This is a genomic window from Microvirga sp. VF16, from assembly GCF_016864375.1.
In the GTDB taxonomy this organism is placed as follows: Bacteria; Pseudomonadota; Alphaproteobacteria; order Rhizobiales; family Beijerinckiaceae; genus Microvirga.
In genome coordinates this window covers 544,220-570,628 of sequence record NZ_CP069355.1, presented here as the reverse complement: position 1 = coordinate 570,628, position 26,409 = coordinate 544,220, and the positions used below count along the sequence as shown (strand labels likewise).

The 26,409-nt window shown below is 58.8% G+C and carries 24 protein-coding genes and 2 pseudogenes; 11 read left to right on the top strand and 15 right to left on the bottom strand.

What is annotated here, in order from left to right:
* Positions 1-21: 21 nt before the first annotated feature.
* Entirely contained in the window at positions 22-744 is a 723-nt protein-coding gene (locus JO965_RS28135) for a Crp/Fnr family transcriptional regulator (protein WP_203445346.1), read from the top strand.
* Between the two features lie 957 nt (positions 745-1,701).
* Positions 1,702-2,427: pseudogene (locus tag JO965_RS28130) on the top strand (MFS transporter); the annotation flags it as partial.
* A 315-nt stretch (positions 2,428-2,742) separates the two neighbouring features.
* Here JO965_RS28130 and JO965_RS28125 read toward each other — a convergent pair.
* Complete coding sequence (locus tag JO965_RS28125; protein ID WP_203445345.1) at positions 2,743-3,528, bottom strand: aspartate/glutamate racemase family protein; 786 nt, start codon at positions 3,526-3,528, stop codon at positions 2,743-2,745.
* Between the two features lie 201 nt (positions 3,529-3,729).
* Between JO965_RS28125 and JO965_RS28120 the strand changes: the two genes are divergently transcribed.
* On the top strand, positions 3,730-4,587 hold the full coding sequence (locus JO965_RS28120; protein WP_246777051.1) for a LysR family transcriptional regulator: 858 nt from the start codon (positions 3,730-3,732) through the stop codon (positions 4,585-4,587).
* A 5-nt stretch (positions 4,588-4,592) separates the two neighbouring features.
* Here the strand turns inward: JO965_RS28120 and JO965_RS28115 are convergent, their stop codons facing one another.
* The 3 genes from JO965_RS28115 to JO965_RS28105 are packed head-to-tail and all read right to left on the bottom strand — an operon-like array spanning position 4,593 to position 7,290.
* Positions 4,593-5,366, bottom strand: coding sequence for an ABC transporter ATP-binding protein (locus tag JO965_RS28115; RefSeq protein WP_203445343.1), 774 nt, complete (start codon positions 5,364-5,366; stop codon positions 4,593-4,595).
* Positions 5,367-5,382: 16 nt separating this feature from the next.
* Entirely contained in the window at positions 5,383-6,270 is an 888-nt protein-coding gene (locus JO965_RS28110; protein WP_246777037.1) for an ABC transporter permease, read from the bottom strand.
* Between the two features lie 30 nt (positions 6,271-6,300).
* Complete coding sequence (locus JO965_RS28105) at positions 6,301-7,290, bottom strand: ABC transporter substrate-binding protein (protein ID WP_203445342.1); 990 nt, start codon at positions 7,288-7,290, stop codon at positions 6,301-6,303.
* 308 nt (positions 7,291-7,598) lie between these two features.
* Here JO965_RS28105 and JO965_RS28100 point away from each other — a divergent pair, with 308 nt between their 5' ends.
* On the top strand, positions 7,599-8,939 hold the full coding sequence (locus tag JO965_RS28100) for an IS1380 family transposase (RefSeq protein WP_203445341.1): 1,341 nt from the start codon (positions 7,599-7,601) through the stop codon (positions 8,937-8,939).
* A gap of 305 nt (positions 8,940-9,244) precedes the next feature.
* Here JO965_RS28100 and JO965_RS28095 read toward each other — a convergent pair whose 3' ends face one another.
* Entirely contained in the window at positions 9,245-10,756 is a 1,512-nt protein-coding gene (locus JO965_RS28095) for an amino acid ABC transporter permease/ATP-binding protein (protein WP_203445340.1), read from the bottom strand.
* 103 nt (positions 10,757-10,859) lie between these two features.
* The gene (locus JO965_RS28090) at positions 10,860-11,657 is read right to left on the bottom strand and encodes an ABC transporter substrate-binding protein (RefSeq protein WP_203445339.1); all 798 of its coding nucleotides are present in this window, start codon (positions 11,655-11,657) and stop codon (positions 10,860-10,862) included.
* A 410-nt stretch (positions 11,658-12,067) separates the two neighbouring features.
* Between JO965_RS28090 and JO965_RS28085 the strand changes: the two genes are divergently transcribed.
* The 6 genes from JO965_RS28085 to JO965_RS28060 all read left to right on the top strand — a co-directional run bounded on the left by JO965_RS28085 (position 12,068) and on the right by JO965_RS28060 (position 18,138).
* The gene (locus JO965_RS28085; protein ID WP_203445338.1) at positions 12,068-13,411 is read left to right on the top strand and encodes an amino acid aldolase; all 1,344 of its coding nucleotides are present in this window, start codon (positions 12,068-12,070) and stop codon (positions 13,409-13,411) included.
* Positions 13,412-13,428: 17 nt separating this feature from the next.
* Positions 13,429-14,217: an aspartate/glutamate racemase family protein gene (locus JO965_RS28080; RefSeq protein ID WP_203445337.1), complete on the top strand. Its 789-nt coding sequence runs from the start codon at positions 13,429-13,431 to the stop codon at positions 14,215-14,217.
* Positions 14,218-14,231: 14 nt separating this feature from the next.
* Positions 14,232-15,377 (top strand): M20 family metallopeptidase, encoded by a 1,146-nt coding sequence (locus tag JO965_RS28075; RefSeq protein WP_246777036.1) that lies wholly within the window; start codon positions 14,232-14,234, stop codon positions 15,375-15,377.
* A gap of 5 nt (positions 15,378-15,382) precedes the next feature.
* On the top strand, positions 15,383-15,847 hold the full coding sequence (locus JO965_RS28070; protein WP_203445520.1) for a RidA family protein: 465 nt from the start codon (positions 15,383-15,385) through the stop codon (positions 15,845-15,847).
* Positions 15,822-17,195 carry an amidase gene (locus tag JO965_RS28065; protein ID WP_203445335.1) on the top strand — a complete coding sequence of 458 codons (1,374 nt, stop codon included), beginning with the start codon at positions 15,822-15,824 and terminating at the stop codon, positions 17,193-17,195. The genes JO965_RS28070 and JO965_RS28065 overlap by 26 nt, the downstream gene beginning before the upstream one ends.
* 70 nt (positions 17,196-17,265) lie before the next feature.
* Positions 17,266-18,138, top strand: a complete 873-nt coding sequence (locus JO965_RS28060) for a LysR substrate-binding domain-containing protein (protein WP_203445334.1) — start codon at positions 17,266-17,268, stop codon at positions 18,136-18,138.
* Positions 18,139-18,251: 113 nt separating this feature from the next.
* Here the strand turns inward: JO965_RS28060 and JO965_RS28055 are convergent.
* Positions 18,252-19,327: pseudogene (locus JO965_RS28055) on the bottom strand (DDE-type integrase/transposase/recombinase).
* A gap of 204 nt (positions 19,328-19,531) precedes the next feature.
* Here JO965_RS28055 and JO965_RS28050 point away from each other — a divergent pair.
* Positions 19,532-20,032, top strand: coding sequence for an IS630 transposase-related protein (locus JO965_RS28050; protein ID WP_246777035.1), 501 nt, complete (start codon positions 19,532-19,534; stop codon positions 20,030-20,032).
* Between the two features lie 20 nt (positions 20,033-20,052).
* On the opposite strand, the gene JO965_RS28045 is transcribed toward JO965_RS28050, so the two are convergent.
* The 8 genes from JO965_RS28045 to panD all read right to left on the bottom strand — a co-directional run bounded on the left by JO965_RS28045 (position 20,053) and on the right by panD (position 26,105).
* Positions 20,053-20,385, bottom strand: coding sequence for a dihydropteroate synthase (locus JO965_RS28045; RefSeq protein WP_371826945.1), 333 nt, complete (start codon positions 20,383-20,385; stop codon positions 20,053-20,055).
* Positions 20,386-20,637: 252 nt separating this feature from the next.
* Complete coding sequence (locus JO965_RS28040) at positions 20,638-21,099, bottom strand: MaoC/PaaZ C-terminal domain-containing protein (RefSeq protein WP_203445333.1); 462 nt, start codon at positions 21,097-21,099, stop codon at positions 20,638-20,640.
* Complete coding sequence (locus tag JO965_RS28035) at positions 21,092-22,231, bottom strand: acetyl-CoA C-acyltransferase (protein WP_203445332.1); 1,140 nt, start codon at positions 22,229-22,231, stop codon at positions 21,092-21,094. The genes JO965_RS28040 and JO965_RS28035 overlap by 8 nt, the downstream gene beginning before the upstream one ends.
* Positions 22,228-23,706, bottom strand: coding sequence for an AMP-binding protein (locus JO965_RS28030; RefSeq protein ID WP_203445331.1), 1,479 nt, complete (start codon positions 23,704-23,706; stop codon positions 22,228-22,230). Before JO965_RS28030 ends, JO965_RS28035 begins: the two co-directional genes overlap by 4 nt.
* Positions 23,703-24,260 carry a biotin transporter BioY gene (locus JO965_RS28025; protein ID WP_203445330.1) on the bottom strand — a complete coding sequence of 186 codons (558 nt, stop codon included), beginning with the start codon at positions 24,258-24,260 and terminating at the stop codon, positions 23,703-23,705. The genes JO965_RS28030 and JO965_RS28025 overlap by 4 nt, the downstream gene beginning before the upstream one ends.
* Positions 24,257-24,889, bottom strand: a complete 633-nt coding sequence (locus JO965_RS28020; RefSeq protein ID WP_203445329.1) for an energy-coupling factor transporter transmembrane protein EcfT — start codon at positions 24,887-24,889, stop codon at positions 24,257-24,259. The genes JO965_RS28025 and JO965_RS28020 overlap by 4 nt, the downstream gene beginning before the upstream one ends.
* Positions 24,886-25,620, bottom strand: a complete 735-nt coding sequence (locus JO965_RS28015) for an energy-coupling factor ABC transporter ATP-binding protein (protein WP_203445328.1) — start codon at positions 25,618-25,620, stop codon at positions 24,886-24,888. The genes JO965_RS28020 and JO965_RS28015 overlap by 4 nt, the downstream gene beginning before the upstream one ends.
* 32 nt (positions 25,621-25,652) lie before the next feature.
* The gene (gene panD, locus JO965_RS28010) at positions 25,653-26,105 is read right to left on the bottom strand and encodes an aspartate 1-decarboxylase (protein WP_203445327.1); all 453 of its coding nucleotides are present in this window, start codon (positions 26,103-26,105) and stop codon (positions 25,653-25,655) included.
* Positions 26,106-26,409: the final 304 nt, after the last annotated feature.

The following is a 26,409-nucleotide window of genomic DNA, read 5'->3' as shown; positions in this document are numbered from 1 at the left end:
AGGGGGCTCAGGAGCGTTGCCATGTCACCATCCTCGCGCCAGTCTTCCCATCGCACGAACCAGTTGCTGTCAGCCCTGCAGCCGGACGACTTCGCGCATCTTGAGCCACACCTTGAGCGGACCGAGCTGAAGAAGGGCACTGTGCTCTACGAGACCAACGAGAGCATGCCGTTCGTCTACTTTCCGCATGAGGCCGTTGTCTCGCTCATGACGGCTCTCCCCGATGGCAGAAGTGTCGAAATGGCGGTGCTCGGGTGTGAGGCGATGGTTGGCTCGGCCAGCACGCTCGTGACGCGCCAGTCTCTTGGGCGCTATGTTGTTCACATCACAGGCAGGGCCTCCCGCATTGACACTAGTGTCCTGCATCGTGCGTTCGAGGAGCGACCGACCCTGCGGGATCTCTTCCTGCGCTACGAAGAGGCCCTGCTGGCGGAGGCGCTTCAGACGATGGCCTGCAACATCGTCCACGGCGTCGAAGCGCGCTGCTGCCGCTGGATCCTGACCATGCGGGATCGCGCCGACCAGGCGAGCTTGCCCTTCACGCACGAGCATCTGTCCCGGATGTTAGGGGTCCAACGGTCGACGGTCAGTCTTGTCACGTGTGGGCTCCAGTCAACGGGTTTGATCCGCCAGGACCGCGGTGCAATCACCGTGACCGACGTCTCCGGCCTCGAACAGATCGCATGCGGATGTTACGAGGTCGCGCGTCAGCGGTCACAGAAACTCTCACCCGCACGCAACTGAGAGACTCATGATGCGCCCAGAGGATGACGATGACCTTTTGCATGTCGATGAGCATCAGTGGATCCGACGCCGACAATCGATGGGGTTTCGGTTGCTATGTCTGGTCCTAGGACTGGCCAGCATAGCCGGTGCGATCTATCTGACCGTTTGATGAATCCAAGCCGAGTGACAGACTTGGTCTGCTTTGAAGAACGTTGGAGCTTGAATCGGATGGGCGATGAAACTTGCTGTTTCATCTTAAAGGATGATTCCAGACAAATCATTCTCGCTCTCGCAAGTCACCCTCGTCTCGCATGAGGATGTATCTGCCGCTTGGATGTTTTAGGAGAAACAATCTTCTAGCGGCCGGGTAGAAAATAGAAACTCGTCCCCTTGAACAACGAAGATTGATCAAGTTAGAAGCATGTCCACGCACCACGGTTGATTCTGCTACGCGCTTTCCGCCCAGGGATGAGGTCACTGGTGGATCCATCGGCCCGTCTCGCATTGCTGCACCTCGACCGAAGGCGGCCCGGAGCGATGCCTGAAGTGGATCGTCCTTACAAGCTGTGCTTGCGAGAGCGCGCGTGAGACAGGATGCGATATTCAAGCTGGGTCGCAGGCGAAGAGCTTCGATTGAACGCTTACCCATCAAGAGATGTCATGTTGAACCGAATTGTGAAAAATCGGCCACGAATGGTCATTGATCTTTTTCTTGTGGCCTCTGCCGCCTCATCTGCGTGGACGGCGGTCTACTTATGCTCTCAGCTGCCATAGGTTATGACAGCGGCCTGCAGGCATCCCATGGCGAGCTGACGCATGACGCAGCGTGGAGTGGTGACCTTGCAGGGGAGGGAGGTGCTCTTGACCGCAATCACAATCGATACAGATCCACTCCCGTGGTGGCAAAACTGATCGGAACCGAACCTCTGGACCAAGCAGGAGCAGATGAAGCGCACGGCGGGAACGGCCATCACAATGAGGAGTGTGGCGAGTGAAGATGCGGGTCCAGTTGCGACAACGACGTTCGCGCTACTCAGGAACCGGACCTTTCGCTTTATCTGGCTCGCGATGCAGGTCTCCAATCTCGGCTGGCTGATGGCGACGATCTCAACGTCCGATCTGATGGTTGCATTGGTGCAGGCTTCATCGACCCTGCCGGAGTTCATTTTATCTGTGTTCGTCGGGGCGGTCGCCGATAACTACAGCCGTCGCAGGATCATGCTCGCCGGCTGGGGCCTGATGACGATCACATCGGCGATGCTGACCCTTTTTGTGGCGCTGGGCCTTGTCGACCCGTGGATGATCCTCGGCTTCAGCTTCCTGATCGCATCTGGCGCCGCTCTCAACGATCCCGCCTGGCAAGCCTCGGTCGGCGACATCGTGAGCCGACGGCATGTTCCCGCGGCCGTGACCCTCCTGTCCGTCGGCTTCAACACGGTCCGGACCGTGGGTCCGGCGCTCGGCGGCCTCGTGGTGGCCTCATTTGGCCTTCTGACAGCTCTCACCGTCACCACCCTCAGCTACCTGGTTCCTCTGGGCACCCTCTGGCGCTGCAAGTGGAAGGTTCGCTCTTTGCCTCTCCCGCGCGAGTCGATGCGCACGGCGATCTATGACGGGCTGCGCTTTACGGCGATGTCCTCGGAGATCAAGGCGGCGATCGCCCGCGGAACCCTCTTTGGCCTGACCAGCATCGCCATTCTCCACGAACCCTATATCGACCTGAATGCGTCTCTTGTGCGCGCCGTCGAAGAGGGCGAGATCGCAGCGGCAGTCTCAAAGCTGGAAGCATATCTCCTCAAGTCGGAGAGGGCTGTGCTCGCAGCGCTCCAGCGCAGAAGAAGCTGAGAAACTGTACGGTCCATCACAGACTGCACTTGGCCCTGAGGCGGAGACGCTGTCCGAATTTGAGTGTGGGCGTGGTGAACGATCTGGCGCTTCGGACTGCGAAAGCGTTTGTGATCGCCCAGTGTGTCCCAACTCCTTGCACTGCCGCGCCTTGTCTAAGGCAGGGATTTGTCACCAACAATCCCGCATGAGCCGTCCGAAACCTAAGATCGATTCATTCCAACCTGCTAGCCGCATAGCGTGCCAAAATGCAGCTTGATTTGATGTCACGCAGGGTAGACCGGCTGCTGCCTCTATATCTTCAATTGCGTCCAAAGCCTTCGTTGCTGTACAGGAAATAAAGATCGCCTGCGCGTCTTGATGATCTGTGTTGCGGGCTACCTCCAGATAAGCTTCTCGCGGCACCGAGCCGATGTCCATGTCGGTATCGAAACCAAAACATGACACTTGGACTGATTCAATTCCGCCCTCTGCCAGCATGCGAACTACATTCGCTGTGTTTGCGATTGTGTAGGGCGTTATAACTGACACGCGTTTCGCACCCAAGGCGCTCAGGGCAGCGATGGCGCCGCTGCCGGGATTAGTAACGTTGACGCTCGGCCGCGCGCTATGAACGAGCTCCGTCACGCGGGCTTCGCCGATGAACGAAGTTCCCGACGTGCAGCCAAAGACAACCGAGTCAAGACGGAGTAGTGGACAGAGCAGCCGAACCGTGTCGGGGATGCGGTCGGCCATGTTGAGAAACGTGCGCTGTGAATTTGGCTGCTCTAAGAAAAGGCGCGATGTCACAAGTGCAACGCGATCATCGGGTACCATTCGGGCAAAGTCGCGATCCACGGCGACATCATCGCAAAGTGCGATCAGTCCAATCCTAACCTTTTCACCGTAATTGTCCTCCATCTTTCCACCGGGAACAGGAACTTGGCGGATTTCCGGCATTGTTGTTCCGATTGTCATCGTGTTTTCTCCCCTTGTCAGCTTTCACAGGAAGCGCACGGTCGAGCTTTGAGTCAGTTCGGGCCGGAGCGTCATGTCTGACATATCGAAACTGTCGGTCCGATATTCGACTCATTAATTGATTGTTAGAAGCTATTTTTCGTCATAGATTTATCGAATTCATCTCTCAATCCCGGTAAGGGAGGTGTTCTTTTGGACACAATGCTACTTCAAAGCTTCCTAGCTGTTGCCAACTCACAAAGCTTCTCGTCAGCGGCCCACCGGCTCAACATCACACAGTCGACGGTAAGCCATCAGATTGCCCGTCTTGAAGATCACCTTGGTAAGCAACTGTTTGAGCGAACGACTCGATCGTGCCGTCTGACGGCAGAGGGACGGGAACTCGTCGAGTTTGCCACGAGGGTGATCCGCATCGTTGACGAAATGGAGCAGTGCTTTCGTCCCAGCCTTTTGCGAGGAACCGTCGTGATCGGCGTTTCGGACGATTACCACCTGTTCCTCCCCCTCACGCAAGCATTCAAAGGATTTATGGAGAGTAAGCCAGGCGTTGCTATCGAAGTTCGTGCAGGGCTATCAGCTGACCTTCAGCGGGATCTCAATGAGAGAAAGATCGACTTAGCGGTTCTCCGAAAGGTGCCTGCCGCTAGCCCTGCAGAGTCATTGATCACGGACAACTTGGTTTGGATTACGTCAGAATATTGGACGCCCCCACGGGATGGTGTCATCCCGCTGGCTTTGGTCGCGGGTGCTTGTAACTACCGGCGAACTGCCATTGCCGCGCTAGATGAGCGACGACTTCCATGGAAATGCATCGTAAGCTGCACCAGTCTGGAGGGCGTCTTGGCTGTAGTGCAGGCAGGCATGGCAGTATCGGTCGTAACAGAGGGTGACGTTCGTGGTGGAGTCATTGCGGCTCCAAGCGACGGATTATTGCCACAATTGCCTCGGTCTTCTCTGACTATCCGCTTTGCTGAAGGAGAACCGTCGCTGGTTGCGCGGGCGCTTGCCCGTACAATAGCCAACGTTCTCAAGCAGAAGCATGGTGACGTGGAGCGTTGACCTCGCTAGGCCGCTGCCGAAGCCATCTGGAAAATCTTGGTTCGAAGGCGATGACGCATGCGCACGAACTCGGGCTCCTCCGTCATCTCAATGGTACGAGGACGCGGAATAGGAACATCCACAATTTCCGAGATCCGGCCGGGATGAGGCGACAAAACTACGATCCGATCACCGAGTAGGATTGCTTCATCGATGTCATGCGTGACGAAAACCACGGTCTTTCTCTCCTGCATCCAAAGATCAACCAGGAAGGACTGCATTTCGACCCGCGTCAAAGCGTCGAGCGCACCGAAGGGCTCGTCCATCAGGAGCACCTTCGGGTTAAGTGCAAGCGTTCGGGCGATGGCAACACGTTGTTGCATGCCTCCCGATAGCTGTGATGGATAGACCCTTGCGAATTTGGTCAGTCCAACCCGCCCCAAGATCTCCGTTGCCCGGCGCTGCCGACCAGCCTTCGATGACCCAGAAAGCTCAAGACCAAATGCGACGTTATCTTCAACGGTAAGCCATGGAAACGAAGTGTAAGACTGGAACACCATGCCTACAGCCGGATCTGGACCCGCAATGTTCCGGCCTCCAATTCTCACATAGCCGCTGGAAGAACTTGTAAGACCGCCAATGATACGCAGTAGCGTTGATTTCCCACAACCGGACGGCCCGAGGAAGACCACGAACTCGCCTTCTGCTACGTCGAGCGATACGGTATCAAGGGCGAGAACAGATCCGTTCTGGGATGAAAAGGTTTTTGCGACCGCGTTTACTTCGATTAAACTGGACATTGTGCAACTCATTTGCTTAAGCGCGGGAGCGTTGAATGTAGGGGAAGAGCCAGCGTGCGGCTACGTTGAAAGCAAGGTCGCTGACTAGACCAACGATCCCGATCGACAGGATGCCAACGAAGATCGTACCTGTGTCCAAAAAGCGGGATGCCGAAAGGATAACGTAGCCAACACCGCTCGAGGCTGCCACGATCTCTGCCACCACAATGTAGGTCCAAGCCCAACCTAGCACGATCCGCAGGTTGTCAAAGATAGCCGGCTTTGCGGCCGGCCAGATCACCTTTGTAATGAGTTGGCGCTTGGATGCACCCAGCATCATTGCAGATTCGATCAGCGGAACCGGTACGGTGAGTGTACTTGCCATTACCATCAGACACAGCGTGAAGAATGTGCCAATGAAGATGACCGCGAACTTCTGTGCGTCATCAATTCCAAGCCACAATACCAGAAGTGGGATGAACGCTGTGGCCGGCATGTAACGGAGAAAGGCTAGGAATGGCTCAAGAAGGGAGCGGAATAACTGAAGAGATCCCATAAGCAAACCTAGCGGGACCGCAATGGCAGCGGCCAGCAGGAAGCCGATTGCTACCCGATAAATGCTGACGGCAAGATCGCCCAGCATGCCCTCGTGGACGTAGAGACGCCATGCAGATGTGACTACTGTATAAGGTGACGGTAAGAAGAATTCCGTAATCCATCCGGTCCCGGATGCGAGGGACCATAGTAGAACGAGCGCAATGAAAAAAGTCAGCGAAAGTGTTGCCGCCGTTTTCCGGGGGAGCGTTTGTCGCACGGCAAAGAGGTTGTTAAACAAAGACATTGGGTGAGCCTCTACCGGGGATGGACGCCCTTTGTTGCTACCGCGAAACGCGGTAGCAACTTGCTGGCTGGAGTGGGAGGTCATCAGCTTTGCTCCAGGTGTGTGCGCGGTTGATCAATTCTTGAGGACATTGTTGAGCGGCGCAGCATCAACGACGCTTTTCGGATCCATGGCGTCCTTAACAAGCCCGAGGTTGCGGTAGAACTCGATTCCGCGCGTGATAACGCCAGCGATTTCACCAGGTGTGGAGGGTGTTCCAAAGTACTGCTTGTTTGCCTCCCGGGAGACGAACTCAAGACCCGCCAACGAAGAATTGAAGTCCTCAATCTTCGTTCCGAGAGCTTCGGCCATGATCTTGTTGGACTCTTCGGGGTTTGCTTTCCAATAATCATAGGCAGCAAAATAGCCCTTGATTACGCCAGCGACATCGGTGGGTCGCTTCTCGAGCACGTCTGCCCGGAACGCGACGGTGTCAACGATCAGCCCCGGCTTTGCCTTGGTGTCAACGAGGACGCGTCCGCCGGAGCGCTTGCCGGCTTGGGACAGCCAAGGATCCCACGTTGCGGCCGCGTCAAGACGCCCGGCAACAAACGCTGCACCTGCATCGCCCGCCCGCATGTTCTGCAACTTGACGTCACTGACCTTGAGACCAGCGTCAGCAAGGACATTCAGGAGAAAGAAATAGGTACTGGACCCTTCCTCAGCACCGATTGAGTGCCCCTTGAGGTCCTTTACATCTTTGACGTCGTTCGTGCTGATGATCCCTTCACCGCCCTTAGAGAAGTCAACCGCAAGAACCTGCTTGGCCCCGATTTTCTGTGCATTATAGAAGATGAAAGTATCAACTGTCGTTGCCCAGCCATCAAGGCGGCCAGTTGCGATTGCGGCGGCGGTAGATGGCTTGTCCTGAACTGTAATGAGCTCTACGTCAGCGCCGTTGGCCTTAAAGAGTCCCTTGCGATCGGCAAGGTGCAGCAGGCCGTAACCAACCCATGTTGTTAGCGCTACTTTGAGCGGATTTCGCGCCTGTGCCTGCGCTGGCGAGACAGTCACCAGCACGGTTGAGACAGTTGCGACAAGCGCCGCGATCAAGTTTCTAAGCATTTTGTCCTCCAATTCCCGATGTGCATGAACCGAGTGGCTACCTTGTCATTCCCCTCTGACGTATTTGAAGTTCCGATAGGTCACACGGCTCTGCCATCAATTGGGATCACAAATGCTTTATCGAGAACAGTGAATGATCTTCATCAATTTATGACAGATGGGAATAGATGGGCCGCGTTGATCATTTCTGCTCAAAGCTAGCCTGGAAAATTCATGGAGGGTTGGCGGGCGTAGCTCAAGGCCCTGAGATGACTTAGGATTTGGTTGTTGAAGCCGATCCGCGCCGTTTCTGGGAGAACCCACCCGCCATGCACCATTCTACACTTCCGCTGCCGGGCCTGTCATCTGTTGGCGGCAAAACCGTTGTGGCTCGGTTCGACGGCGGCCTGCTGTCGTCTGATGCTGGCCTTCTCGCCCTGCGCGAGGTGGAGAAGCGTTTGGGTGTCGCCGAGCGGCTCGCCGCGTGCATTGATGACCCACGATCGCAGGATCAGGTCGTTCATCGCCTGGCTGATCTGATCCGCTTCCGGCTGTTGATGATCGCCGCCGGTTATGAGGATTGCAACGACGCCACGAGCCTGCGCGCCGACCCAATCTTCAAGATGGCGCAAGACGTGCTGCCATCGGATCGCCATCTCGCCTCGCAACCCACGCTCTCGCGCCTGGAGAATGTGCCCGATGCGCGGTCGCTGCTGCGCATGGGACGCACGATGATCGAGCTGTACTGCGCCTCGTTCCGACAGGTGCCGAAGCAGATCGTACTCGACATCGACGACACCTTCGATGCCGTTCACGGCGGCCAGCAACTGCGCCTGTTCAATGCCCATTATGACGAATACGGCTTCCAACCCATGGTCGTGTTCGACAGCGAGGGTCGCTTCATCACGGCCGTGCTGCGGCCGGCCCGGCGGCCCAAGGGCCGCGAGATCCGGGCTCATCTGCGCCGGCTCATCCGAGCCATCCGAGGTCATTGGCCCACCACCCGCATCCTGATCCGGGCCGACAGCCATTATTGCGGTCCGCTGGTGATCGATTGGTGCCGCGCCAATCGCATCGACTTCATTCTCGGCGTGGCGACAACCTCCACCCTGCGCCGGCACATCGTGGGTCTGGAGGCGAGCGCCAAGACGCGCTTTGCCGCGGCTCCCACCACAGGCAAGGTGCGGCGCTTCATGGAGTTCTTCGACGGCGCCGAGAGCTGGAGCCGGGTTGAGCGTATCATCGCTCGTGTGGAAGCAGGCGAGCAGGGCAGCGACACGCGGTTCATCGTCACCAATCTTGCCGGCGGTAAAGCCAGAACGCTCTATGAGCGGATCTACTGTCGGCGCGGCACGGCGGAAAATCACATTAAGGCCTGGAAAACCCACCTGGCGGCCGACCGCACGTCCTGCCCTCGGGCGACGGCGAACCAGTTCCGTTTGTTTCTGCATGCGGGCGCCTATTGGCTGATGTGGGGCCTGCGCGCGATGATGCCGAAGCGCTCGCTCTGGCGTGTTGCGCAATTCGACACCTTGCGGCTGCGTCTGATCAAGATCGCTGCCCGGGTGGTTGAATTGAAGACCCAGATCCGACTGCACTTGCCGAGCGCCTGCCCCGATCAGACGATCCTGCGGGTGGTCATCGGCCGTCTACCACGCCTCGTCACCTGATCGAAGGGGCGCACACGCCCCTGACCCGAGCCCTGTCCCGTCCACCGACAAACCCGCCGCCCTCATCCGCCAAGCAGACAGCTCGGAGACGGGGAGGACATGCCTGAAATCCGGTCAGACCTACCAGTAAGGCTCGCACAGCCAACCTTAAAAGAGCCGCCGTGAATTAACCGGGCTAGACGCCGCAACAAAATGCTTGCGATGATCGTGACAGATGATCAAACTTTCCGCCGTGGCGAATGCCGGATGGGCCCGCCCATGCTTTCATAGCGCATGAGGAAACAACAGCTACGGTTGAGCCGTGCCTAATGCATAGATTGAAGGAGGAAGGTCGCTACCCGGTTCTCTTTGGCAGCAAATAGGGCTTCAGGGGAATCGTCCGCTTCGATGACACCATTCTCCATAAATACGATCCGATCTGATATACGGCGAGCGAAGCGCATTTCATGAGTGACGATGATCATCGTCATTCCGTCAGCAGCTAGACTCTCGATCGTCCGCAAAACTTCGTTCACCAGTTCCGGATCCAACGCTGAGGTCGGCTCGTCAAATAACATGATGCGCGGCTCCATCGCTATTGCCCGAGCGATTGCGACACGCTGTTGTTGCCCCCCAGAGAGCTGGTGAGGGTACTTCAGTGCGTGAGCCTGCATCTCCACGCGGCGAAGCGCAGCCATCGCCTTCTCCTTCAACTTAACTCGACCACCGCGTTTGTGGTATTGAGGCGCAAGCATCACATTCTCAAGTACGCTCAAGTGCGGGAAAAGATTGAAGCTTTGGAACACCATTCCGATTTCCGTAATACGCCTGTCAAAATCTGCTGCACGCCAAGACTTGCCTTCAAATGCCTTGATCCAGTCCTTCCCGTAAAGCCTAATCGCGCCTGCGTCGATATCTTGAAGCATGTTGACGGTCCGGATGAGAGTCGTCTTGCCCGAACCTGATGGGCCTATGATCGATACGACCTCACCCTCGCGCACCTGCAGCGAGACATCGCGCAATACGTGCTTTGCACCGAACGATTTCGACACACGGTCGATTGAGACTACGGCAGGTGCATGAGGGCTAAGCGGAGTACGCTCTACCTTGGATAACGAGGTGACTTGTGAGGGTAGTGCAGAATCGACGGTACTCTGGTTAGTGCGCGATACATCCAGCCTTCGCTCGAGAATTGAAAGCAGTGCGTTGAAAGCCGACACGATCATTACGTAGAAGAGGGCCACTACAATGAGCGTGTCAATAACCTTGAAGTTCTGAGTATAGAGGCGCTGGCCGACCATCAGGATCTCGTTAAGCGAGATCACAGAGACCAACGACGTGAGCTTAACGATAGTGATAAACTCGTTAGAAAGGCTTGGCAGGGCAATGCGAAAGGCCTGTGGGACAATGATTAGGCGCAGCCGCCCTAAAAAGCGGATTCCTAACGCGTGTCCTGCCTCATGCTGCCCTTTCGGGACGCCGAGCAACCCACCGCGATGGATCTCGGCGATATAGGCGGTTTCGCTGATGATGAGAGCAATCAGGCCCGAGGTAAATGGGTTCGAAAGCATGGGGCCGGCTTGCGGCCAGAGCTGCGGCAGGTTGTAAACGAATATAAGCAGCACGAGCAAAGGTAAGCTTCGGAAAAACCAGACATAGATCTCGGCGCCAGTCCTGACTACACGAACCGGAGAATCCTTACACAGAGCGACACCCAGACCGAGAACTAGCCCTGCGCTCCAGGTCAGCACTGAAAGAACGACGACCATAGCACTTGCTCGCCAGAAGTCGGCGTCCAAGATCAGGTCTAAGACATAATACCAATCGATGGCGCCCATTCAAATGCTTACCTTCGCAGTTAATTTGTTGACTCTATTCCCAATACGACCAGTCAGGGCTATACGGCCCGCCAGATTGGCAGGCCGTATGAGGAGCAGCAGATCACTTCTCCCCTGTAGCTGCCTTGAACTGCGCTTCAGACGGAGCACTCAGGTTGTAACGCGCAAGTAATGCCTTATAGACGCCGTTACTCTTGATAGTCTCGAACGCCTGCTCCAGTGTACCTTTGATCTCAGGATGCTGTTTGGAGACACCTAGCCCCAAGACCACTGGAAATAGAACTTCCTTGCTGCTGATCTTCACACGGCCGTTAGTCTTATCAACGGCAACCTTGAGCACAGCGGCATCATCTGCTTGGGCATCGACATTCCCAGAGAGCAGCGCCTGCGTTGCTTCAGCCGAGGTCGGGTACTCACGAATGTCAACGCCCTCGCCCTTTTCCGCACAAATCTTCTGGATAGTGTCGCGATAAGCCGCTCCCTTAATCAACCCGACGCGCTTACCGCAGAGTTTATCGACAGTCTCCGGCTGGAACTCCGCCGCTGCGACGGAAGCGATGCCGAGACCAGCATTCGCATAAGGTATAAAGTCGATCTGCTTCGCGCGTTCCGGTTTGATGAACATTGACGACGCAATGACATCAAACTTGTTAGCGCTAAGACCAAGAATAAGGTTCTCGAAACGAGTATCAAGAAATTCCAGCTTGAAATTGCCTGCCTTTGCGAGTGCTTCCATAAATTCTGCGTCGAATCCCGCGGGCTTTTTGCTGTTATCAAAGAAAATGTATGGAGGAGACGTGATGTCGCTGCCAACACGCAAGGACTTAGTACTCGCCTCCTGTGCATTTGAAGCTCCCGACAAAAGCATAATAGCGAGAACTGTCTTCAGCATACGATTCATTTTTGGCTCCCTTTATTTCACAATGGCTTGAAGGTTGTCGCTGCACCTTAATTTTTTCTGCTTTTTGGCCGCTTGCTTCCTAAATCTTGGGCCTGTGCTTTTGATTATCCGGGCAGCCGATCAGGAAACAATCAGTCAGAAATCTCGCCCAAACAACCTGAAAATTCTTACAGATATGTATATAATACTTACAGTTTGAAGCCGCATTCAAAGACCTGTCATGCATATACATACCTAAAGGCGTGCAGAGATAGCGGGCACATACGAGTGCAGCGCTTCGACACGACCTGTAATTCTTGCTAACAGATCTGAAATAGAATGTTGCTTTTCTTTCCAGCAAGTCAGGCCTTATCATTGTCCGATAGGCGCATATCAAGGCATAGCGGCCCGGCCTAAAAGAGATTGGTATCATGTCCATATCCCTAAGTTCCCAGCCCTATGACTCCTCGGTCATGGCGCATACACTGGAGCAACTCGGACAGGAGTCTCCCGGGATTTTATGCAAGGGAATACCTGCTTCGTTCGCCGGTAAATTTGCAGATGTAGGGCAGGCGGGATTCTTTCTGGGAGATAGGCGGTTGCCGTTGCCCGTGGCGTTGTTGCGGGAAACAGCGATGATGCGTAACCGCACTTGGATGGCGGAGTATTTGAAGAGCGCGGGCGTAGATCTCGCACCTCATGGCAAGACTTCGCTAGCACCGGAACTGTTTCGTATGCAGATGGAGGACGGTGTCTGGGGTTTGACGGCCGCTACCGCGCAGCAACTGGCGCTTTTTGCCGCTATCGGCATTCGCCGGGTGATTCTTGCTAATCAACTGGTAGGTGACGGCAATATCGCAATTGCCCTCGACTGCGCTGCGACTCATCCGGATCTCAACTTCTATACATTGGTTGACAGCCACGAAAACGTCACCGCGCTAATAAGTGCATGGGTTCATCGCTCCGATATTGCCCCGCTTAAACTTCTAATAGAAGTCGGAGTCACTGGTGGGCGCACTGGCGTCCGTGACGTAAAGCGTGCGTTGGATCTCGCGAGGCACATTAGCCAGGCTGACGGCGTGTTGCTCGCCGGAATTGAAGGGTATGAAGGCATCGTGCCGGGCGCCGACCAAGCCGCGCGAGAGGCTGCAGTTTCTGCAATGATGCAGTCCATCCTGGAGTTAGCTCAGGTCAGTGATTCGGAGGGACTTTGGGGCTGTGACGAAATCCTGCTGACAGCTGGCGGAACAGAGTTTTTCGATCTGTGCAGCCGCGGCCTCATGGGATTTGCGGGATCGCGTCCGCACCGAGTGGTGATTCGCTCCGGCTGCTACATTACCCATGACAGCATCGCCTATGATCGCGCCTTTCGACGTATCTGCGAGCGCTCTCCGGAAGCAGCTGCGCTCGCTGTCTCACGCCCTGAAGCAGCGCTCGAGGTCTGGGCCGCGGTGCAGTCAATGCCGGAACCGGGGCTTGCGTTTGCGACATTGGGTAAGCGAGACATCTCGCACGATTGGGACATGCCCTTGCCGTTGCGCTGGTTACGTCCTGGCCAGATGCTTGTACCTCAACCCCTACCGCCGGGCCATCGTGTCTTACGTTTAAACGATCAGCATGCCTATTTAGAAGTTCCTGTTGGCAGTCCACTGGCAGTGGGTGACATGGTTGGTTTCGGGGTCTCGCATGTCTGCACTACATTCGATAAATGGCGTTGCCTCCTGACTGTGGACGACAACTATCGCGTCACTGGAGCAATTCGCACCTTCTTCTGAGTACCAGGAACAGTCGTATGACAGCAGCTAAAGAAAACAGATCGGTCGAAGCGCAATTACACGTGACGCATCTGCCGCTTGAAGAGCCCTATGGATGGAAGGCACGGATTGGTCTTATAGTACTTTCGACGGATCCTGTCATAGAGCGCGATTTCCACTGTCTGGTACCTTCAGACGAGATTGGCGTCTTTTCAACTCGCATCCCTCTTGAGACTCCAAACAGCGACCGTACCTTTCTTGCGCTGGCTGATGAGCTTGAACCTGCAGCGCGACTTCTCATCCCAGATTCGCGTCTGGATGCCATCGTGTTTGGCTGCACGTCCGCCTCAACACTGATTGGTCCCTGCCGGATTGCAGAATTGGTTCAGCGCGGCCGCCCCGGAGTGGCATGCACAAATCCTGCGACCGCAGCTCTCGCCGCCTTACGCCGGCTGAATGCGCGTCGAATCGCTCTTGTCACGCCGTACACGCTCCAGATGACCGGTAACGTTATGCGTTTTCTGATCGAGAATGGAATTGAGCTCACTTCAGTCCGTGCAATGGGCCTTGATACAGATCATGCGATTGGCTCAATCCCAGCGGAGGTGTTCGTCGAGGCGGCGATGGCATCTGATCTCCAAAGGGCGGACGCGATCTTCATTTCCTGTACTGGTACCAAGGCCCTAAACGTGATCGAACGAATTGAGACGGCAACGGGGCTTCCGACTGTGGTGAGCAATCAAGCAGCCTTTTGGCATGCTCTCAGCTTAACCGGCTGGTCGACGACCATTCCTGGATATGGTCGGCTGCTTCACGATGTGTGGTGAATGTAATGAGTAACATGACATCAGAAACCATTGAGCTAACCCGGGCTTTGATAGCACAGAATACTGTCGACCCGCCTGGCAATGAACGTCTAGCAGCGATGATCGTCGCTGAGAAGCTGCGCGCCGAGGGCATTGAGCCTCTAGTCTATGAGGTAGCTCCTGGCCGTACCAATCTGGTCGCTCGTATCCCGGGAAGCGGAAAGGGGCATCCGAGTCTAGCCTTCTCAGCGCATTTTGACACAATCGATGTCGAGCTTGAGAAATGGAGTGTCGATCCTTTTGCGGGAGAGATCCGGGACGGTCTGCTGTATGGCCGAGGAGCGACTGACATGAAAGGCGGCATGGCAGCGATGACTGTGGCCGCACTCAACATTCTTCGTTCGGGCGAGAAGCTCAAGGGCGATTTACTGCTAACCTTCTCCGCGGCCGAGAACTCGAATTGTCTGGGTGCACGCCGTTTAGTTGAGGATGGGCATTTCGACGGCGTGGGGGCCCTTCTGGTATCTGAGCCGACCGGCAACCGTGCATTTGTCACGGAGAAAGGCGCACTGTGGCTACGTGCAACCGCGACAGGCGAATACGGCCACAACGCCTTCTCAGAGGGCCGGGGTGGCGACCGCGGCAATGCTATTGTTCGCCTAGCGCGCTACCTGGATAAGGTCCACGATTTAAGACTTGATGCGCCTGCCCACCGTCACGTGAAGCCGCCAACGGTAAACATCGGTGTTATCCGTGGTGGGCTCTCGACTCCTTTGGTGCCTCCTTTAGCATCCGCCGATATCGACGTGCGGCTGGTCCCAGGTCAATCTGCCGAGTCTGTCGTCGACGCATTTCGCGCGATCGCTGGGCCGCACGTTGCAGTGGAACAACTCGACCTCAAGCTGCCGGTTGATACACCCGACGACCATCCGTTCGTGAAATTATGCGTCGAAGCATGCCGTTCCCAAGGGGTGACCAACCCTGGTCCAGGCGGTGTCGGATATTATTCAGACGGTGCCGTAATCGCACCTCAGCTCGGGTTGCCAATGGTCATCGTCGGACCTGGTGAGGTCGGAATGAGCGGTGCGGTTGATGAGTATGTTGTGCTCGAAAAACTTGAAGCCTCAACCCGCATCTTTGAGCGCATCGCGTGCAGCTATCTTGGCTGGAAGGAATGGTGATGACTATGAGTCCTTCGCCGGAAGCGCGTCTTGCTGAGATCGGAATTAAATTGCCGCCCACCGCCCGCCCGCTTTTCACGTATGTGCCGTTTCGACTTGTTGGCAATCTCCTATTCCTGTCGGGGCAAGGTCCCCGCGAGCCAGATGGCGGCTACCGCAGCGGTGTTCTGGGTCGCGACACAAGCATTGAACAGGGATATCAGGACGCACGCCTGACAGGCCTTCACCTGCTAGCAGTAGCGAAAGAGGCTGTCGGAGATTTGTCTCGGGTGCGCAGCGTCGTTAAGCTGTTCGGTATGGTTAATGCGACGCCCGATTTCTCTGCACATCCTGCAGTCATCAATGGTTGCTCCGATCTGCTGGTCGAGGTGTTGGGGGATGTCGGGCGCCATGCGCGATCTGCGATCGGCATGGGGTCGCTCCCGAATGGCATGACTGTCGAGATTGAGGCAGTACTGGAAGTTGCGTGAAATGACTCACTCTTGTCTGACCCTATACAAAGCTTCTCAGCAACTGGTGCAGGGCACAGTCTCGGCTGAAGCGCTTTTGGATGCTTGCCTCGCGCAGATTGATGCAGCGGCGGGCGAGGGGCACACGGCCTTCACCGCAGTTTTCCGCGAAACTGCTCGAGCCGAGGCGCAGGCTGCCGACCGGCTTCTAAGGGCCGGCTGTGGACGTGGCCGTTTACTCGGACTTCCCATTTCCGTCAAAGCGCTGTTCGACGTAAAGGGACAGGTGACCCATGCAGGAGCGGCAGTGCTGCGCGAAAAGTCGCCATCGTTGGTCGACAGCACGGCGGTCGCGCGTCTCAGGGCCGAGGGCGCCGTGATCATCGGCCACACGTCAATGTCAGAGTTTGCCTTCACGGGACTAGGACTTAATCCGCATTTCGGTACGCCGCGGTCCCCTTGGCGGCGCGACGAGCGCCTGGGCCGGGCCCCAGGTGGGTCATCGTCGGGCAGTGCGGTTTCCGTCGCCGATGGCATGGCCCTAGCCACGATTGGGACTGATACGGGTGGTTCCGGCCGGATCCCGGCTGCATTCTGTGGTATAACCGGCTTCAAGCCGACGCGCGGGCGAATTCCAACTCAAGGGAGCTTTCCTCTCGCGGCTTCGTTCGACACCGTGGCTCCAATGGCGCGGGATGTGGCGGATTGTAGATTGCTGACGGAAGTTTTGTGTGGCGTGTCCCTCGAAACTGTGGCTCCTGCACAGGAAAGATTGCGGCTGGGGGTCGTTCCGCCATTAGCGATTGGGCCCCATGACGATCCGGTTTTGGCTGCTTTCGAAGCAGCACTGATGCGCCTCACTACGGCAGGTGTAAGTTTGTCATTCCTTGAGGACGTCGACTGGGCTGAGCCAATTCGGGTGCTGATGTCGGGACGGATCACTGCCGTTGAAGGTTTAGCGGCCCATGGAGCACTTTTCGATCGCCGATCAGAGTACGATCCGATCGTAGCTGAGCGTCTTTTCGCAGCACTGACTCATCCCGCGGTCGAATACGTCACAGCACAGATGCGCATGGCGCAGCAACGTGAGGTTGCGGACGCCCTGTTCGACGGTATAGATGCGATGGTGTTACCAACGGTCGCCATCGCTCCGCCCCGATTGGACGACTTAACAGATCCTGCAGAATTTGCACGCCTGAACGCGCTCGCATTAAGAAACACCCAGCTTGCGAATGTGCTCGACCTCTGTGCGGTGTCTTTGCCGTTAAGATGTGCTGACGGCACACCTACAGGCCTCATGCTAATGGGACGCAAGAATTACGATGCGGAGCTTCTTGCCTTGGCCGAAACGATTAGCGTATTGCTCTGAGCACCTCATGGCTTTCCTTCCAAAGGCTTGGCCGGTAGATTTGCGCACTAAGAAAGCATGGTCATCCTGAGTGATTCTTCCGCCATTAAATACGCTTCAAGCATTTGAGGCTGCGGCACGGCTATCGAGCCTTTCCAAAGCGGGGGAAGAGTTGCATGTAACCCATGCGGCAATCAGCGGGCAAATCAGGAAGCTGGAACTTTGGCTTGGGCGACGCCTTTTTGAGCGGTCAGGTCGAGGCATTGTCCTAACTCCAACAGGAGAGGAGTTCCTGCAGACCGTACAGATGGCGCTACTCGCGATTTCCGCCGTCTCGCAGTCGCTACGCATCCGTCGGGAGCGCAAGTGTCTCTCCGTAGCGTGCATACCGTCAATTGCAACCCGCTGGCTGATTCCGGCCTTGCCAAAGTTCTCAGCGCTACATCCCGAGATCACCGTTGAGGTGGCCTATGCTCGCGCGCATGAGCATTTCGATGTTGAACGCCAGGATGTGCTGATCACACATCAGAACGCAGCCTCGGAGGAATTATCTTCGACCCTCCTATTTTCGCGGACGAATAAGCCCGTCGCAAGCCCCCACTATCTTGAACAAAGCGGAGTCGACGAGAAGCTGAATGGCGCTACCCTTTTGCATGATGAAGTGGCGTCTGCCTGGGAAGACTGGTTTGACAAGGCCGGATTCCGTCCAGAGGGGCTGATCCACGGCCCCGTTTATCAAGATTTCAATTTGCTCGCGACGGCAGTAATCGCAGGCCATGGCGTCGCGCTGTGCCCGATAGAAGTTTTTCGCCGTGAACTGACGCAGGGCGACCTGATAATCCTGTCAAATGTATCTACACTTTCCGACCAGGGGTACTATGTGATTACGGATAAAAATGCGAACCGAGGGTTGCGTGCCTTCTGCGACTGGTTCGTAGCCGCGTGTTCGGATCGTAATGCGTAGAGCGGCTATGAGCTGCCTGGCCGAAGTGGTAGACGCAGGGAATTTGGAATACACTGTACTAATCGATATGTCGGTTCGAGCCCGACTGCCAGCACCATATTCAACCTCCAGCTTCAGGTAGTAGGGGTCGGAACAAGGTGCGCCGGGAGACCGGTAAGGAGTAGATGGTGCAAGTCTATCGCAATGAAGGAGTAGCTGTCTGGATGCGAAACCTCCTTGGCAGCCGCAACGACTTGCAGAGCTTGAGGGAGAGCATCGGGATCGGGCGGCTTGAAGCGCGCGTTGGTGAGTTTGGACTCCGCGGCCAGGGCCGTTGCACGTCCTGCTCGGGTGAAGCCCCCTTGAGCACGCGCTGGCTCTCATGTTGTAGGCCTGGTTGAAGCCTTTGAGCAACTTCTCGAGATCCCGATGGCTGGAGATCGTGATCCCCACCGCCTCACGCTGCACCCGCCCGTTGAAGCGCTCGGCCAAGCCGTTGGTTTGCGGCGTGTAGGGCCTCGTCTTGCGGTGCTCCACCTTCAGTTTGCGGCGGGCCGCCTCGAAGCCATCAGCCGTAAAGCAGGAGCCGCGGTCGGTGAGCACGTGCGTGATCTTGAAGGGGGCAGCGCGGATCGCCGCTTTGAGCAAGGCGATCGCGCTGCCCGTCAGCTCATCGTCCTTGACGGCCAGGTGCACCCAACGTGAGCAGCGGTCGATAGCCACAGACGGATAGCGCTTGCAGATAGCGCTTGCGGCGCTGGCCATTGGCGGTTCTCAGCTTCGGCAGATGCTTGATGTCCATGTGCACGAAGCCAAGATCGTCGTCCTTGAACGTGCCGCTCCGGCGCTTGCGCTGCTTCGCCGGCGGCAGGCGGCCCAGACCTTCAGCCTTGAGGATGCGATGGACCGCGTCCCGGTTCAGATGCGGCAGGAAATGCGTGACCACAAAGGTGAGGTCATCGAGCGGAAAGCCTCGATGGCCTGCCGCAGGGCGCAGACGATCGCCCGCTCTTCCGCGGTGGCGTTCCAGGGCAGCTTGTGCGGTCGGCTGCTATGGTCCTGACAGTCCTTGGCTCCGCGCTGGCGCTATTTGCGGATGGTTTCCGTGTTCACGCCGAAGCGGTTGGCCAGCACGCCCGTGGGCTCGGCGGAGCGGGCGATCTCCAGTCGGACGGCCGGGGGCGCGGGCTTGGGGATGGATGGCCAGCATCATGGCCTCCTGCGGTGAGCAGCTCGGCGCCGCAGGCCGTCAAAGCGCCAAGCATACTCCTCAATCGCGCAACGCACCCGATCCCAACAACGTTCCGCCACTAAACAGCTAGAGCAACGTCGGTTCTGACAGAATCGAAGGCTTTTCGGCGTGGCGGCTTCGTGATTCATTTGTCTCAGCCCTCTTTCCAGGAGGAGATGAGCGATGACCAAGTCCTATTCACTGGATCTGCGCCGTCGGGTGGCGCGCTTTGTCGAGGCGGGCCATTCCTGCCATGAGGCAGCCCGCCACTTCGAGGTCTCGGTCGCGTTCGTGGTCCGGCTGATGGCGGCCTACCGGGCCACCGGCAGCCTGGCCGCCAAACCAGAGGGCGGTTGGCGCTATTCCAAGCTCGATCCGCATCGTGAGTTCCTGCTCCATCGTGTCGCTGAGAAGGGCGACATCACCATGCCGCAACTCGCGGCTGAGTTGGCGGCCCGTGGCACCAAGATCCTGCCCGCCTCCATCGCACGCTGGTTCATCCGCCAGGGCTACAGCTTCAAAAAAACGCTGCGGGCCAGCGAACAAGGACGCTGCGACGTGCGCCAGGCCCGCGAGCATTGGCGCACGAAGCGTCAGCCCCGCATGCGCCAGGAGCCGCATCGGCTGGTGTTTCGCTTCGCGGCCCTTCGGGTCCCGATGAGACCGGCACCTCCACCAAGATGACCATCGCGTGAAACGGCTGCTCACGATCCGCGAGATGCGCAGAGGGCAGCCCGGGCGGTGGATGCCCGATAGGTATCGATGGAAATTGGCACCGTCAGGATCTGTGCAAGCTCCCGAACAATCGGGATCACGCGCCGTTGCTCCTCCTCGGCGCCCACGGGCGTATGGCCTGGGCGCGTGGACTCCCCGCCGACGTCGATCATGTCGGCGCCGGCCTGTTCCATCTCGCGGGCATGTCGGACTGCAGCGGCATGATCGCTGAACAGACCTCCGTCCGAAAACGAGTCAGGCGTGACGTTCAGGACACCCATGACCAGGGTGCGTGTGCCGAGGTCTTTCAGGATCGCTGTCATAGCGCACTTGAGTTGATGAAGAGCCTTCTTGTGTCGTGGTTTGCGCCGGAAGTCGAGCTCTGGTTGATAGAAGGATGAAGAAGCACTGCTCGCAGCCAGCCGCCTTTTCGGTAAACCTCGGCTCGGATGCTCTTTACGAACATGGCGCGCACCGAGCCTTCTGAGGGATCAGGGACATCAGAGGCTGGCGCTCGTCGCAATGGGCGATATCAATGAGGTGTATTCGCAGAGCGGTTTAGCGGCTAAACTCTGTTAGCTCCGAAATGCATCGACGCGATGGACCTCCATTGCAACAGTGCGATCGGCTAACACCAACTCGCACTGCATCTCCACGAATGTTGTCAGCCCTCGCTGACGCACGGCCAGAAGACGCCCGCACAGCCGGAACGGCGCGTCGCATCCGATGGCCTGCCGGAAGCGCACATTGCGCAGGGCTGCCAGCCAGCTGCTCCGGGCCTCTGTCACGACATACGTCTCCCGGACCAAAGAAGGCAGGAGGGCGAGGAGCAGGTGACCGGGAACGATCGTTCGCCCGCCGGACAGTTCATCAGCAGCGCGAGCCAGATCAACATGAATCCATTGCGGATCGGTGGTCAGCGCCGCGAAGGCAGTGATGGCATCCTGCCCCACCCGGCGCCAAGCGGTCGGACCGAGCGGCTGATGCAGGAATTGGCCGAGATCCGATGCCTGCCTGACGCGCAAGGGCTCAGCCATGACGATCTCCGGAAGAGCGGAGGAGAAGGGCGCTTCCCAGTCCTCCGGCCGCCGCAATCGCGGCGAGCCCGAAGCCACCAGCTCGCAACCGCGCCATCTCATACCACAACCGAACGGCCAGGATGGCGCCTGAAGCGCCAATGGGATGACCCCGTGCCAGGGCGCCGCCACCCCGGTTGACGAGAGCTGGGTTGAGGCCCAGAGCGGCCATCGCGGCCATCGCCTGGACGGCAAAAGCCTCCATGATTTCCACGCCCGACAGCTCAGATACCATCACCGCCTGGCGGTCAAGCAGTCTGCGGACTGCCGGGACCAGCGCCAGCCCCGGACGACCAGGGTCTCCGCCCGCCCGGGCTCCCCCGACCACTTCTAAAACCGTGCCATCAATGTGCTTTGCGATGGACGCGGAGGCCACCAGAACAACGGCGGCGCTGTCGGCCTCAACGGCCACGGTCGCCGCCGTCACGCCATGCGCCGTGTCGCCGGCCAGCACCGGCAGCCGACGACAGAGCGCCGGTGTCAGCCGGCGTGAGAAGGTATCCTGCGCGACCCCACCGAGTGGCACGATCTCATCGGATGGCGGCGCGCTCAGGGCTTTGCCGTGGCTCGCCATGGCAAACGCCTCCTGATCGGCACGCCGGATCGCAAGGTCTTCCGCCAAGGCTGCCGCCGCTGGGATCATGTCTGGATCCTGACCCGGCCACGGTGTGAAGGGAGGGCGGTCATACGGCTGGGGCGCGTCGTCAGGGCCCTTGGGCGGCCTGATCCGCATCGGCGCGCGGCTGTAGCTCTCGACGCCGCCTGCCACGATCAGGTCGGCCTCGCGCGCGCGAACCCGGGTCACTGCCGCCAGGATTGCGTCCAGGCCGGCGCAGCATTGGGTGTCGAGCGTCAGGGCGGGGATCGCCTCCGGCACGCCCGCGGCGAGCGCGGCCAGGCGGGCCGGGTTGCCGCCGCCGTACAGAGCATTGCCCAGAATGACCTCATCGACCTGTGCGGCCGAGATGCCGACGTCGGCGAGCACCGCGCGGATCGGCCCTGCTGCCAGTTCGTGCGCCTCAAAGCCGGCCAACGCACCCCCGCGCGGGGTGACGGCGAGGCGCCGGGCCGCAATCAGGAACGCGCGGCTCATCGCAGGGGCTCGTAGCGGCCCTGACGCCAAGCCTGACGCAGGGCGTCAAGATCCGTCTTGCCTGAGCGCGTCAGCGGCCAGTCGCTGACCACCCCATAGCGCCGCGGCACCTTGAACAGCGGCAATGCCTGGCGGCCATGCGCGATGAGAGCAGACCGAGTGACGGTCTGATCGCGCAGAGCCACCATCGCAATGATCCGCTCGCCCCGCCGGGCATCGGGCATGCTGAGCACAGCCACGGCGGCAATGCCCGGGTGCCGTTCGAAGACCCGCTCGATCTCCTCCGGATAAACGTTCTTGCCGGACGAGACGATCATGCGGTTGGCGCGGCCGACCAGATGCAGAAAACCGCCGGCATCAAGAAAGCCGACATCCCCCACCGAGACTGCCGCTCCCGCGCGCCAGCAGCCGCCGCTGCCGCCATAAGCGTAGTTCATGAACACCAGAGCGCTGTCGACGAACACGCGTCCCGGCTGGCTCACCGGCAGGACACGCGCATCTTCATCGCGGATGGTGATGGTCACGCCCGGGAACGCCCGGCCCACTGACGTCGCCGGCACCGGCTCGGTGCCCTTCGCCACGGTCACGAAGCTCAGTTCGGATGCGCCATAGAACTCGGCAAAGCGGGCATGGGGCGCCAGGGCTTTGAGGCGTGGCAAGGTGTCAGAGAACCACTTGGCGCCCGAGCTCAGGATCCAGCGCAGGGACGACGATGGTCCGTGCTGCCCCTCCTCGGCCGCCTCGATCACCAGGGTAAGCTGTGTCGGCACGCCATACAGCACCGTCGCCCGATGCTGGTCGATGAGCTGTAAAACCTGTGTCGGCTTGAAGCGACGGCTTAAGATGACCGTTGCTCCGGCATGCAGGCCATTCATGAAGGCATACAGGAACAGGGAGTGCGTGAGCGTCCCGGGGGCGAGGACGACATCGGTGGGGCCAAGGCCGAACTCGAGCGCATCGCCCTTAAAACTCTCCAACCAGGAGCGATGCGAGCGGCGGTACCCTTTGGGCTCCCCGGTCGACCCGGACGTAAAGCCGACATAGAAGGCTGTGCCAGGATCGGTCTTTGGGACCGCTCCGGGACATGGAGGAACCAGAGACGCGCTGAGCGTTTGCGGCGACGCCGATGGATCCATGAGAACGGCCTGATCGGCTGTGACACGCGGGTCGGAGGTGAACACACGGGCCGGCCGCAGACTGGTGAGAACCCTCTGCGTCATCGCCGCCGGCCAATCCGGATCCAGGATCTGGGCTTCGCGGCCCGCGCGGGCCGCGGCCAGACTCAGCAGGGCGAGAGGGAGGCCGTTGGGCAGATGCAGCGCAATCCCGCCGGCAGGCTCCTGGGACAGCGATGCGGCCAGGCGGGAGACGCAGTCCTCCAGCTGCGCGTACGTCAGCGCCTCGTCCTCGACGATCAGTGCGAGGCGATCCGGGGCGGCCTGGGCGTGCACTGTTAGGGCCGCGGTCACGTTCATGGCTGCGGCACGGAGGCTCGCAAGCGTGTGGACGCCGGCATGGCCGCCACAACTGCACCCGTGGCGATGGCCTTCAGGAGATCACCGGGCAGGAAAGTGAGGCTGGCCAGGGCCGCTTTCGCCAGCGGCAATCCGGTCATCAGGGCCAGACCGGCGATGCCGCAGGCATAGATGACACCGATGCCGCCCAGGATGGACGCGGCCGCGGCGGAGACACCGGCGGGCAGCTTGGGCAGCGCCCGAAACACCAGCCCGGTCACCATCACGCCAGGAACCCAGCCCAGCAGAAAACCGACCGTCGGGCCAAAGAAGACCCCGAACCCACCGCGCCCGCCGGCCAGGAGCGGCCCCCCCAGCGCCACGACCGCGAGAAACAGCACAACCGCCGCGGCGCCAGAGCGCGGACCGAGCAGAACGCCGGCCAGCATCACGCCGAGGGTCTGGGCAGTCACCGGGACACCGGCCGCAAAGGGAAGGTCGATCTTGGGCAGAAGCCCGAGGGCGGCAATGATCGCTGCAAACAGCGCAATGCGAACGAACTCGCGGGTGGTCATAGCTGGTCTCCTGGAGGGTGGTGAGCGGGCGAATGGGTATTGAAGCCGCGCGCATCCAACGCTTCGGCGACTTGGTCGGCCATGCGAAGGGCCTCGGCGATGAAAGAGGGGATCAGCCTGAGCGAGGCACGGCGACCGGTGCGGGCGCGCCACGCCTCCTCCCGCTGCTGCCACGCGGACAGCAGAACCGGAACGAAGCGGAGCACCAGGGCGATCGCGAGGGCGGGCACGCGCGGATTGAGCCCCAGCCGTCTGAGCGGCGCCAGAACAGGAGCTAAGGCGTCGATCATGCTCTGCATGGTCGTGGTGAAGGTCACCAGGCTTGCGGCCAGCACCATCAGGAGAATGCGGGTGGTCGAGGCCGCGGCCGCGGGCCACGTCTCCAACCAGCCCTGGAGCAGCGCGATCGCGAGCAGCAACGGCATCAACGGTTTGAGCAAGGCCAAGCGGTGCAAGGTCGCGCGCCCCAGGCTGACGTAAATCACCAGCACCAAGACCAATCCCGCCCCGAGCACCCGCCAATCCGTCACCGGCAGCACGAGAAGGCTCAAGGCCGTGACCGCTGCAAGCTTGAGTCCGGCCGGAACACGGTGCAGCCACGTGGGACTGGCAAGATACCCGGCAATCATGCGAACTCTTTTATCCCCCGATGGGCCCCGGCTGTGTAGGCCTCCAGGACGTCCCGGGGCGGTCCATCGGCCCGAACCCGCCCGTGCTCCAGCCACACAATGCGATCGAAGGGTGCCAGGAAATCGAGATCATGACTGGCCATGACGATCGGCTGCTCGAGCGCCCGCAGCTGGTCCACAAAGGCGAGCCGGGTGGCAAGATCCAAGCTGGCGAAGGGCTCATCCAGCACAATCAGACTGGGCTCGAGGGCGAGGACGGAGATCAGGCAGACCAACTGCTTTTGTCCCTCCGACAGCTCGTGCACAACCCGGTCAGCCCACTCAGCTCTCCCGAACCGATCGAGCCAAACCAGAGCCTGACGCATGGCTTCCCGGCGTGGAATCCCGCGCTCCCGAAAGCCGAACGCGATCTCCTCACCCACGGTGGGAAAGATGATTTGGCGATCAGGATTCTGAAACAGAAAACCGACGCGGGACGGGATCTGCCTCCTGTGCGTGGCCGTATTGAGACCGACGGTCGTGACGGTCCCACCCGTCGGCAGAGCCAAGCCGTGGGCCAGTCGAAGCAACGAGCTCTTGCCCGAGCCATTGGCTCCGATGAGGCCAACGCGCCGCTCCTGCAGCGAGAGGGAGAAGCCGTCGAAAACAACTTTCTCCCCGTGCGCGAAGGTCACGTGGTCGAAGACGATGTGAGGCTTGGGGCGCACGAGCCGCGCTACTCCTTCAGTCATCGGTCATCCGCTCATCAACAACGTGTGCAAGCTCACCCGACGCCCGTGAGAAGGGGGATCGGCTGCCTGTCGCCTGCCTCATTGAGAATCGAAAACTGATAGCGTCCCGTTGCATCGACCCCGACGTGATAACTGAGACGTTCAACGACGTTATTCGCCTGGTCGAAGGTCAGGATCCTCGGAGCTATCTCGGTGATTTGCCCCTCCGGAATGTAGATCGAGTTGCAGATGATGACTTGATCCCCAGGTTGGCAGGTTCGCGCCGCAGCCCCGTTCAAGATGCAACACCGGGATCCGCGCGCGCCCAGAATCACATAAGTCGAGATCCGGGCGCCGGAGTTCTTGTTCCAGATCTCCACGAACTCGAGTGGCAAGATCCCGGCCTCTTCACAGTGATCCGGATCCAGGGTGATCGAGCCATGATAGTTCAAGTTGGCCTCGGTCACATGGATGCCGTGCAACTTGGCCGCAACAACTTTCCTCATGGCGTGATCCTTCGTGAAGGCTGTTGATGACCTGCTTAGATGCCAGGCAGCGTCATCGCTTCGGAGATCCGTCATGATCAATTCCGAGCGGCAAGAACGACGTCCAGTCTCAAGAGGAGCGCCGCGATCAACGCTGCACACCGACTCCAGATGAACGAACAGAACGCCCCATCTCTCCGAGAGCTTCTAGCGTGACCATGAGTCTGCGTTCAAGGGTTAGATCTTCTCTTTTCATCCATCGATAGAGATCATTTATTCTTCCTCCGGATCACAGACAGTCAATCTGTCCTTTTGAAGCGATTGC